At 73.6% G+C, this 10,771-nt stretch carries 5 protein-coding genes; all 5 read right to left on the reverse strand.

Annotated elements, in window-relative coordinates; all coding sequences use genetic code 11:
- Positions 1 to 142: 142 nt before the first annotated feature.
- Entirely contained in the window at positions 143 to 1,087 is a 945-nt protein-coding gene (gene nudC, locus ACIQ1J_RS20765) for an NAD(+) diphosphatase (protein WP_210960580.1), read from the reverse strand.
- 159 nt (positions 1,088 to 1,246) lie between these two features.
- Positions 1,247 to 2,650, reverse strand: coding sequence for a dipeptidase (locus tag ACIQ1J_RS20770; protein WP_403558544.1), 1,404 nt, complete (start codon positions 2,648 to 2,650; stop codon positions 1,247 to 1,249).
- 10 nt (positions 2,651 to 2,660) lie between these two features.
- Positions 2,661 to 6,200, reverse strand: coding sequence for a UvrD-helicase domain-containing protein (locus ACIQ1J_RS20775; RefSeq protein ID WP_403558546.1), 3,540 nt, complete (start codon positions 6,198 to 6,200; stop codon positions 2,661 to 2,663).
- 122 nt (positions 6,201 to 6,322) lie between these two features.
- Positions 6,323 to 10,084, reverse strand: coding sequence for an ATP-dependent helicase (locus ACIQ1J_RS20780; RefSeq protein WP_403558548.1), 3,762 nt, complete (start codon positions 10,082 to 10,084; stop codon positions 6,323 to 6,325).
- A gap of 284 nt (positions 10,085 to 10,368) precedes the next feature.
- A complete protein-coding gene (locus tag ACIQ1J_RS20785; RefSeq protein ID WP_282107462.1) occupies positions 10,369 to 10,755 on the reverse strand; it encodes an MGMT family protein in 387 nt (128 codons plus the stop codon).
- Positions 10,756 to 10,771: the final 16 nt, after the last annotated feature.

A 10,771-nucleotide genomic window follows, 5' to 3' on the forward strand; every position in this document is an offset into this window, starting at 1 on the left:
CCCCACCCCGCCGGGGCCCCGGTTTACCACCAGGCGGGGCCCTTCCGCGGGGCCCCGCTAACCTTTAAACCCGGCGCGGGGGGGGCCCCCCCCGGGGGGGGGGCGCCCCACCCCTCTGCACGTCGTCATACGTCGTCCTGCCTCAGAAAGCGCCTCGCGTCGGCAGCGGCTTGCCGTACCAGAGCTCGATGAGGCGGGCCGCGATCGAGATGCCGTAGGGCGGGAGCACCTCACCCGACTCGAAGGCGGCGCCCAGCTCGTCGCGGGAGAACCAGCGGGCCTCGTGGATCTCGTCGCCGTCGACGTTGATGTCGGTGGAGGTGGCGCGGGCCATGAAGCCCAGCATCAGGCTGGACGGGAAGGGCCAGGGCTGGCTGGCGACGTACTCGACGGGACCGACGACGATTCCTGCCTCCTCGTAGACCTCGCGGCGGACCGACTGCTCGATGGACTCGCCGGGCTCCACGAAGCCGGCGAGTGTAGAGAAACGGCCCTCGGGCCAGTGGACCTGGCGGCCGAGCAGGATGCGGTCCTCCCCGTCCGTGACCGCCATGATCACCGCGGGGTCGGTGCGCGGGTAGTGCTCGGCTCCGCAGGCGGGGCAGCGGCGGATGTGACCGGCGGCGGCGATGACGGTTCGCTCGCCGCAGCGGGAGCAGAACCGGTGCAGTCGCTGCCAGTTCTCCAGGGCGACCGCGTGGGCCATCAGGCCCGCGTCGCGGGGTGACAGGAGCAGACCGGCCTCGCGCAGGCCCGCCGCGCGCGCGGACTGGTCCATGCGGCCGGGCAGGGAGTCCTTCTGGAGGGCGAAGTAGCTGACACCGTCCTCGTCGGTGCCCAGGAAGTAGCGGTGCGCCTCGGTGAGCGGGGCCTCGAAGGAGGGGGTCATGACGACTTCGGTACGCCCGTCGGGCGTCTCGTCGATGAGGACCTGACCGCCGGAGACCACGAAGCAGCGCGTCGAGGGGTGGCTCCACGCCGCCGCGAGCCAGGCCTCGTCGAGGCGGTGGTGGGCGGCGCGGTCGACTCCGCTCGGGGCGGTGAGCGAGATGGGACGGTCGGCGGTGTGGTCGGTCCAGGTGGTCACGGGTGCTTCCAACTCCCCCGGTGAGCGGTTCGGTTCGGCAGACGGATCAGCGGGTCGTAGGGCGGGTGGCGACCGGGTCAGGGAGGGCTCGGCGGTGCGGGCGGCCTCTACAGTGTGCCGCGCGCGTGGTGCCGGTCCGGGCCCGGACCGTGCGGGCGCTCAGGGTGCGTGGCGCCAGTACTCTGCCAGGTCGCTCCACAGGTGGGCGGAGGTTTCGACGCCCTTGAAGAGCAGGTCCAGCTCGACCTTCTCGTCGGGGGCGTGCCAGCCGTCGGACGGGACGGAGATGCCCAGGAGGAGAACGGGTGCGCCGAGAACCTCCTGGAGGTCGGCGGCCGGTCCGGAGCCGCCCTCTCGGGTGAAACGGACCGGTTTCTCGAAGGCCCGGCCCATGGCGCGGACCACCGACTGCAGCGCCGGGTGGTCCAGCGGCGTCAGGCACGGGCGCGTGGCCCCGCTGAAGGTGATCTCGCCGCGGATCCCGGCGGGCACCTGCTCGGCGGCCCAGGCGCGGACGGCCTTCTCCACGTGGTCGGGGTCCTGGCCCGCGACCAGCCGGAAGGAGAGCTTCACCATGGCGGACGACGGAATGATCGTCTTGCTGCCCGGGCCCTGGTAGCCGCCACCGATGCCGTTGACCTCGGCGGTGGGGCGGGCCCAGATGCGTTCCAGGGTGGTGTGCCCGGCCTCGCCGTGGGCGGCGTACGACTTGGCCGTGCGCAGCCACTGCGGCTCGTCGAAGGGCAGTTCGGCGAAGAGGTCGCGTTCCTGGTCGGTGAGCTCGATCACGCCGTCGTAGAAGCCCGGGATCGCCACGCGCGCGTGCTCGTCGTGCAGGGCGGCGACGAGCCGGGCGACGGCAGTGGCCGGGTTGGGGACCGCGCCGCCGAAGGAACCGGAGTGGATGTCCTGGTCGGGGCCGTGCAGCCTGATCTCGCACTCGGCGAGACCGCGCATGCCGGTGCAGACGGTGGGGGTGTCCTCGGACCACATGCCGGTGTCGGAGACGATCACCGCGTCGGCGGCGAGCCGCTCGGTGCGCTCCTCCACCAGGGCGCGGAAGTGCGGGGAACCGGATTCCTCCTCACCCTCGATCAGCAGCTTGAGGTTCACCGCGGGGGCGGTGCGACCGGTGGCGGCGAGGTGGGCGCGGACGCCGAGTGTGTGGAAGAACACCTGCCCCTTGTCGTCGGCCGCCCCGCGCGCGTAGAGGCGGTTTCCGCGGACGACGGGCTCGAAGGGCTCGCTGTTCCAGCCGTCCTCGCGGGCGGCGGGCTGCACGTCGTGGTGGCCGTAGACGAGGACCGTCGGTGCCTCCGGGTCGCCGGAGGGCCACTCGGCGAAGACGGCCGGGGCGCCCGGCGTCGGCCAGACCTCGGTGGTCGGGAAGCCGGTCTCCTTCAGCTTGGCGGCGAGCCAGTCGGCGCTGCGGCGCACATCGGCCACGTGGTCGGGCTGGGCCGACACGGACGGTATGCGCAGCCACTCGCCTAGGTCGTCGAGGAAGGCGGCGCGGTGGTGTTCGATGTACGTACGGACAGCGCTGTCCGGGGTCTCGCTCATGCTCACGAGCCTATCGGCCCGCACCGTCACCCTGATCGTGCGGTTCGTCACCGACCGGGTCGGTCAGCAGCAGTTTCTCCAGCGCGGCGCGGTCCGGCAGCCCGTCGGGCCGTACGACCTCGCCGGTGCGTACGTACAGGAAGGCGGCCGTCACCGACTCCAGCGGTACGTGCTGCTGCTCGGCCCAGGCGAGACGGTAGAGCGCGAGCTGGAGTGGGTCCGCGGTGCCGGCACGGTTCGTCTTCCAGTCGACGATCTCGTACGTCGCCGTCTCGCCGTCGCCCTCCTTGTAGACGGCGTCGATGCGGCCGCGTACGACCCGGCCGGCGAGTGAGAGCTGGAACGGTGCCTCGACGCGGTGGGGGGTGCGCCGGGCGTACTCGGTGCGTTCGAAGGCGTCCTTGAGGAACTCCAGGTCGTGTTCGTCGGCGATCTCCGCGTCGCCGCCGGGCAGTTCCTCCGGTTCCAGCAGGGGGAGTGTCAGCGGTTCGAAGCGGGCCTCGACCCAGGCGTGGAAACGGGTGCCGCGGCGGGCGGCGGGCTGGGGCGGCCGGGGCATGGGGCGAGCCAGTTCCTGCGCGAAGCCGTCCGGGTCGGCGGCCAGGCTGAGGAGCTGGGAGGCGGTCAGCGACGCCGGAAGACGTACCTCGGTGACGCTTTCGCGGGCGCGCATGAGCTCGCCGGTGAGGGCGTCGAGGTCGCGGTCCCAGGAGGCGACGGTGCGGACCTCCTCCGGCGTGAGGCGGCCGGGGGCGGTCGGTCCGCTCCGCGGTGCCTCGGAGTGGAGGCTGGGCAGTTCGGTGCCGCCGGGCTGTCCCGGAGGAGGCGCCTGGTGGGGGATGGCGGGTCTGCTGCCCGGCGCCGTTGCGGTGGGGGCCGGCGGGGCGGCGGGCCGGTCAGCGGTCCAGGAGTCCCAGTCGGCGGGGTCTGCCGGGCGGCCTGGGTCGCCGAGGACTTCCTCCTGAAGTACCTCGTCGTCCCCGGGCGGCGGCGGCCAGTCCGGGTCGTCGTAGGTGTCCGGGTCGTGCGCTGCCGCGGGATGGTCCTCCTCGTGGGATGCCAGGTGGGCGAGGACCGTCTCGGCGGCGGCCCGACGGCGGGCGAGGGCCGCGTCGTCCAGTGGCAGGGGCCAGGCCTGTTCGGCGGTCGCGCGGTGCAGAGCCGGATTCTCGTCGTCCTCGGCGGGTTCGTCCGCCCAGGCCTCGATCTCGCCGTAGCCGGCGGCGCAGTGCTCGTACAGGGCCGTGAGGAAGTCGGACGGTCCGCGGGGCTTCTTCTGGCTCGGGCCCCACCAATGACCGGAACCCAGCAGCAGGGAACGGGGGCGGGTGAAGGTGACGTAGCCGAGGCGGAGTTCCTCGGTGTGCTGGTGTTCCTTCATGGACTCGTGGAAGGCCTTCAGCCCGCGGGAGTCCCAGGACCCGACCTCGGGCAGGGTGTCGGCGTCCCCGCGCAGGTCGTGCGGGAGCACCTTGCCCTGGGCGGTCCACTTCTCGCGGCCCTGGCCGCTGGGGAAGGTCCCGGTGACCAGGCCGGGTACCGCGACGACGTCCCACTCCAGGCCCTTGGACTTGTGCGCGGTGAGCACCTTGACGGTGTTCTCGCCGCCGGGCAGGGCGTTGTCGAGGCCCTTCTCGTACTGGGCGGCCGTGCGCAGGAAGCCGAGGAAGGCGAGCAGGGTGGCCTCGCCGTCGCTCGCGGCGAAGGACGCGGCGACGTCCAGGAAGTTCGACAGGGTCTCGCGGCGGCGGGCGGCCAGAGCGTGCGGGGACGCCGACAGCTCGACCTCCAGCCCCGTGACGGCGAGGACGCGATGCAGTACGTCCATGAGCGGGTCGGACAGGGCCCGGCGCAGGTCGCGCAGTTCGGTGGCCAGCCGGGCGAACCGCACGCGCGCGTCCGGCGAGAAGGGCAGCCCGTCGTCGTCCCCGGAGCCGTCCAGCGGGGTTTCCAGGAAGGTGTCGAGGGCGTCCGCGAGCGATATCACCTCGGACGGGTCGACGCCCTCGACGGCCTCGGCGAGCCGCCGGTCGGGGTCGTCGTCGCCCTCCACGCGCGCGTGGCTCACCAGCAGCCGGGCGCGGCGGCCCAGGAGGGCGAGGTCGCGCGGGCCGATGCGCCAGCGCGGGCCGGTGAGCAGGCGGACCAGGGAGGCGTTGGCGCCGGGGTCCTGGAGGACTTCGCAGACGGCCACCAGGTCGGCCACCTCAGGCAGGTGCAGCAGCCCGGAGAGGCCCACGACCTCGACGGGGACGTCGCGCGCCACCAGGGCGCCCTGGATCTCGGCGAAGTCGGTCGCCGTGCGGCACAGGACGGCGATCTCGCCGGGTGCCTTGCCGGTGCGCACGAGGTGGGCGACGGAGTCGGCGATCCAGTCGATCTCCTCGGCGTGGGTGCGCAGCAGGGCGCAGCGGACCATGCCGTCGCGTTCGGCGCCCGGGGCGGGGCGCAGAGCCTCCACGCCCGCGTGCATGGCGCGCAGGGGCTCGGCGAGGCCATTGGCGAGGTCGAGGAGGCGGCCGCCGCTGCGGCGGTTCTCGCTGAGTGCCTGGCGGGTGGCGGGGCGCCCGTCGGCGTGCGCGAAGTGCTCCGGGAAGTCGTCGAGGTTGGCGACGGAGGCGCCGCGCCAGCCGTAGATCGCCTGGCAGGGGTCGCCGACGGCGGTCACGGGGTGGCCGGTGCCGCCGCCGAACAGGCCGGCCAGGAGGATGCGCTGGGCCACCGACGTGTCCTGGTACTCGTCGAGCAGCACGACCCGGAACTCGTCGCGCAGGACGCGGCCCACCTCCGGAAGCCCGGCGAGCTGTGCGGACAGGGCGATCTGGTCGCCGAAGTCGAGCAGGTCCCGTTCCCGCTTGGCGGCCCGGTAGCGGATCACCAGGTCGGCCAGTTCACGGCGCGCGGCGGCGGCCTCGGGGACCTTGCGCAGATCGGCGTTGCTGAGCCTGACGGACTCCAGGGAGTCCAGGAGGCCGGCGTCCCAGGCGCGCAGTGCCTCCGGGCGTACGAGGTGTTCGGAGAGTTCGGCGTCCAGGGCGAGGAGGTCGCTGACCAGGTCGGCGAAGGAGCGGGTGAGCGCCGGGTAGGGGCCGGGGGCCTCGCGCAGGACCCGCGCGGCGAGTTGGTAGCGGGTGGCGTCGGCGAGCAGACGGGAGGTCGGCTCGAGACCGAGGCGCAGGCCGTGATCGGTCAGGAGGCGGCCCGCGAAGGCGTGGTACGTCGAGATCACCGGTTCGCCCGGCGGGTTGTCCGGGTCGATCACGTCCGGGTCGGTGACGCCGGCCCTGATCAGCGCCTTGCGGACGCGTTCGGCGAGTTCTCCGGCCGCCTTGTTGGTGAAGGTGAGACCGAGGACCTGTTCCGGGGCGACCTGGCCGGTGCCGACCAGCCACACCACGCGCGCGGCCATCACCGTCGTCTTGCCCGACCCGGCTCCGGCCACGATCACCTGCGGGGCGGGCGGCGCGACGATGCAGGCCGTCTGCTCCGGGGTGAAGGGGATCCCGAGGAGGTCCTTGAGCTGCTCGGGATCGGTGAGATGGGCGGGCACGTCACAGAGGCTAGCGGCGAGCACTGACAGCGGGCGCGGGATCACCCTCGGGGCGGGGAGAAGCGCAGGTCAGCGACTATGGTGCGTCTCATCACACCGGGCCGCCCGCTCCCTGGGGCCGCTCACTCCACGACATGTCGTCCCTCGGGCCGTGCGCTGCACGACGCGCGGAAGGCGCAGTGGGTGCAGTGCTGGCCCGTGGTCGGGGCGAACCGTTCGTCGAGGACCTTGCCCGCGGCGGTGGCGAGCAGGTCCCCGACCCACTCGCCCGCCGGCCCCTCCAGGGAGTCCTGAGCCTGCACCTTGGGGAGGGTCTCCCCACCGTCGCGCTTGGGCGCACCCTGGCGCAGTTGGACCAGCTCGGCGCCGCCCGGTTGGGGGCGGGCGCCCTCGAAGGCCTCGTCGACGGCGCCCTCGCGGACGGCGAGCTGGTAGACGGCGAGCTGGGGATGGTGGGCCACCTCGGCCGACGTGGGCGCGTGTTTGCCGGTCTTGATGTCGACGACGTAGGCGCGGCCGTCACCGTCGGCCTCGACGCGGTCCATCTGGCCGCGGATGCGCACCTCGTAGTCGCCCGCCTCCAGGGTCACGTCGAAGTCGTGCTCGCTCGCCACCGGTGTGCGCCCGGCTCGGTCCATGACATGCCACTTGAGGAAGCGTTCGAGCGCCGCGCGGGCGTTGGCCTTTTCCTGCGCCGACTTCCACGGCGCGTCGAAGGCGAGCGCGTTCCACACGGAGTCCAGGCGCTCCATGAGCACGGCGAGGTCGGCCGGGGTGTGTCCGGAGGCCACCTCGTCGGCGAGGACGTGGACCACGTTGCCGAAGCCCTGGGCCGCGGTCGCGGGCGCGTCGGCCTTCACCTCGCGGCCGAGGAACCACTGGAGGGCGCAGGTGTTGGCCAACTGGTCGAGGGCGCTGCCGGAGAGCGTGACGGGCTGGTCCCGGTCGCGCAGCGGCACCTTGCTCTCGGTCGAGTCCCACATGCCCCACCAGCGGTACGGGTGGGCGGACGGCACCAAGGGGCGGCCGTCCTCGTCGGCGAGGGCGGCGAGGCGGGCCAGCCGGCGGGCGGCGGCCTCCCTCAGAGGTTCGGAGACGCGGGGATCGACCGTGGTGGCGCGCAGCTCGGCGACGAGCGCCCCGACGGCGAGGGGCCGGCGCGGGCGGCCTGTGACGTCGGTGGGCTCGACGCCGAGTTCCGACAGGAAGCGGGAGGGCTGGTCGCCGTCGTCGGCCGGGGCCTTCACGGCGGTCACCACGAGCCGTTCACGCGCGCGTGTGGCGGCCACGTAGAACAAGCGGCGTTCCTCGGCGAGCAGCGCGCCGGGCGTGAGCGGTTCGGCGAGTCCGTCGCGGCCGATCCGGTCGGCCTCCAGCAGGGAGCCGCGGCGACGCAGGTCCGGCCACAGGCCTTCCTGGACGCCCGCGACGACGACCAGGCGCCACTCCAGCCCCTTCGAGCGGTGCGCGGTCATCAGGCGGACGGCGTCGGGGCGTACGGCACGCCGCGTGAGGGTGTCGGCGGCGATGTCCTCGGCGTCGATCTCCTCCAGGAAGTTCAGGGCGCCCCGGCCGCCGGTGCGCTCCTCCGCGCGGGCCGCCGTCGCGAAGAGGGCGCACACGGCGTCGAGATCGCGGTCGGCGTTGCGTCCGGCGGCGCCACCGCGCCGGGCGGACCGTTCCAGGCGGGTGGGCCATGGGGTGCCGTCCCACAGGTCCCACAGCGCCTCCTCGGCGCTGCCGCCGCCCGCCAGGCGTTCGCGTGCCTTGCGGAGCAGCGCGCCGAGTCGCTGGGCGCCACGCGCGTACGCGGGGTCGTGCACCGCGAGCCGCTCCGGCTCGGCCAGCGCGCGCGCCAGCAGCTCGTCCGAGGGCGGCGGCAGCGGGTTGCCCGCGGCACGCTCCTCCTCGCGCAGGGCGCGGCCGAGGCGGCGCAGGTCGGCGGCGTCCATGGCGGCGAGGGGGGAGGCGAGAAGAGTGAGGGCGGTCTCCGTGGGGAGCCAGCACGGATCCTCCGCGCGGTGGGCACGTGCACCGGGCAGGGGCTTCGGCGCCGCGTCGGCGTCCGGCTCGGCTACGGCTTCCGGCTCCGCTTCGGCTTCCGCTTCCGACTCGGCTTCCGACTCCGCGTCGGATCCGGCTCCGGCTTGAGCCCCGGCTCCAAACCCGGCTCCGGCTCCGGCTTGAGCCCCGGCTCCAGACCCGGCGCGGGCTTGGGCATGGGATTGGGCATGGGCTTGGGCTTGGGCTTGGGATTGCGCTTGGGATTGCGCTTGGGCGTCAGAATCCGGGGCAGCGTCAGGCGCTGTCGCGGCTTTCGCCGCCGTGTCGCGGGCTGCCTCGGGTACTACCTGCGCCGTCGTCTCGGCGTCGGGCCCGGCCGCCCCCGCGCCATCGGGGCCTGGCCCGCTCCGGGCGCTGGCCGCCTCGCCGGCCGTACCGCTCCCCGTCTCCGCGGCGCCCCCGAGGTCCGCCCGGGGCCGCTCCCCCGCCTCCGCCTCCGCCACCGCCCGCAAGGCCGTCAGCAACGGCGCCACCGCCGGCTCGTGGCGCAGCGGAAGGTCGTTGCCGTCGATGTCAAGGGGCACACCGGCCGCGGTGAGGGCGCGGCGGATCGTGGGGATGGTGCGTGAGCCGGCGCGTACCAGGACGGCCATGTCGCCCCAGGGAACGCCGTCCTCCAGGTGGGCCCGGCGCAGGATGTCGGCGATGTTGTCCAGCTCGGTGCCGGACGTCGGGTACGTGTACACCTCGACGCGCCCCCCGTCCCGCTCCGGGGCGAGTTCGCGGTGGGCGCGCACCTTGTCGGCGGGGAGGCGGGTCGTCGGCATGCGCTGGGTCAGCAGCCGGGTGGCGGCCAGCACCGTGGCCCCGGACCGTCGCGAGGTCCGCAGCACCTCCACCGGCGCCGGGCGGCCGTCCGCGCGTGGGAAGGCGGTCGGGAAGTCGAGGATGCCGTTCACGTCCGCGCCGCGGAAGGTGTAGATCGACTGGTCGGGGTCGCCGAAGGCGACGAGGGTGCGCCCGCCGCCGGCCAGGGCGTGCAGCAGCCGTACCTGAGCCGGGTCGGTGTCCTGGTACTCGTCGACGTAGACCGCGTCGTACCGCGCGGCCAGTTGCGCGGCGACCTCGGGGCGGCGGGTGAGGAGCACCGCGCGGTGGACGAGTTCCGCGTAGTCGAGCACGCCCTGCAGGTCGAGCACGTCGAGGTACTCGGCGAGGAAGACGGCGGCGGCCCGCCAGTCGGGGCGGCCGATGCGCCGGGCGAAGGCACCGAGGGCTTCCGGGCCGAGGCCCAGTTCGCGGGTGCGGGCGAGAACCGCGCGGACCTCGTCGGCGAAGCCGCGGGTGGTCAGGCAGGCGCGCAGTTCGTCGGGCCAGCGCACGTGGGCCAGGCCGAGCCGCTCCAGGTCGACCTGGCCGGCGAGCAGTTCGCGTACCGCCACGTCCTGTTCCGGGCCGGACAGCAGTCGCAGCGGTTCCACGAACAGTTCGCTGTCCTGGTGGGCACGGACCAAGGCGTACCCGAGGGAGTGAAAGGTCGTCGCCCGGGGGGCACGCGCGGCTCCCATGCGCAGTGCCATCCGGTCGCGCAGCTCGACGGCCGCCTTGCGGCTGAAGGTCAGCACCAGGGTCCGCTCTGGGTCGCCGCCCCGGGCGATCCGGTCCGCAACGGACTCGACGAGCGTGGTGGTCTTGCCCGTGCCCGGGCCCGCGAGGACGAGCAGCGGGCCGTTCCCGTGGTCAACCACGGCGCGTTGTGCGGCGTCCAGACGAGGGGGGGCCATTCTCGCCGGCGGGGTACGCACCAGTCGGTAAGCGCCACGGCTCCCCCGTCGCACCTGGGGGAGCGACGGGTGTCTGGTGGAGGAGGAGGAGCTCACGTGGTTCGCCGGTCCTGGTGGGTGTACTGGTGGGCCGTCCGCGCTGCGTGCACGGCGGTGGCCGCGGGATGAGGGGGACGCGTGCGGCCGACGCTACGCCGACGGATGAGGCGGAAGCAGGGCTTCCTCTTCTTCCCTCGGACCTCTCGGATCTCTTGGGTCACTCATGGCGCCCGTGTCCCCAACCACACGAACGTACGTCATGCCACGGTCGTGCTCGAAACGCACCTTTTCCCTCATACGGATCACAGGTCACACGTCGGCCGCTCCGATGGCGGAAGCTGTCAGGTGTGACCCTGTGCGCGTTCGCCGCCGTCCCACCGCGCCCGCTTCAGGTCGAGGCGCGGCAGGTGCCCCTCCGCGGCTCTGCTCGCCTCCTTCAGGGGCGTGCCCTCCTCCCGGTAGCGGTCGAGCGCCTCCAGTTCCTGCCCGGCGAGCAGGGCCCCGTCCGCGCGGACGACACGCCACCACGGAACGCCTCCCCCGTAGAGGGACATCACCCGTCCGACCTGACGGGGTCCCCCTTCCTCCAGATACTCGGCGATGTCCCCGTACGTCATGACACGGCCCGGCGGGATCAGTTCGGTCACTTCGAGCACACGCTCGGCGTATTCGGGCAGCGCGTCCGCGTACTCCGGGCGGGGCTCCTCCGGAAGGCTCTGCTCGCTCATCCGCCCCATCCTGCAC

The sequence above is a fragment of the Streptomyces sp. NPDC097107 genome (assembly GCF_044762405.1).
GTDB lineage: Bacteria > Actinomycetota > Actinomycetes > Streptomycetales > Streptomycetaceae > Streptomyces > Streptomyces thinghirensis.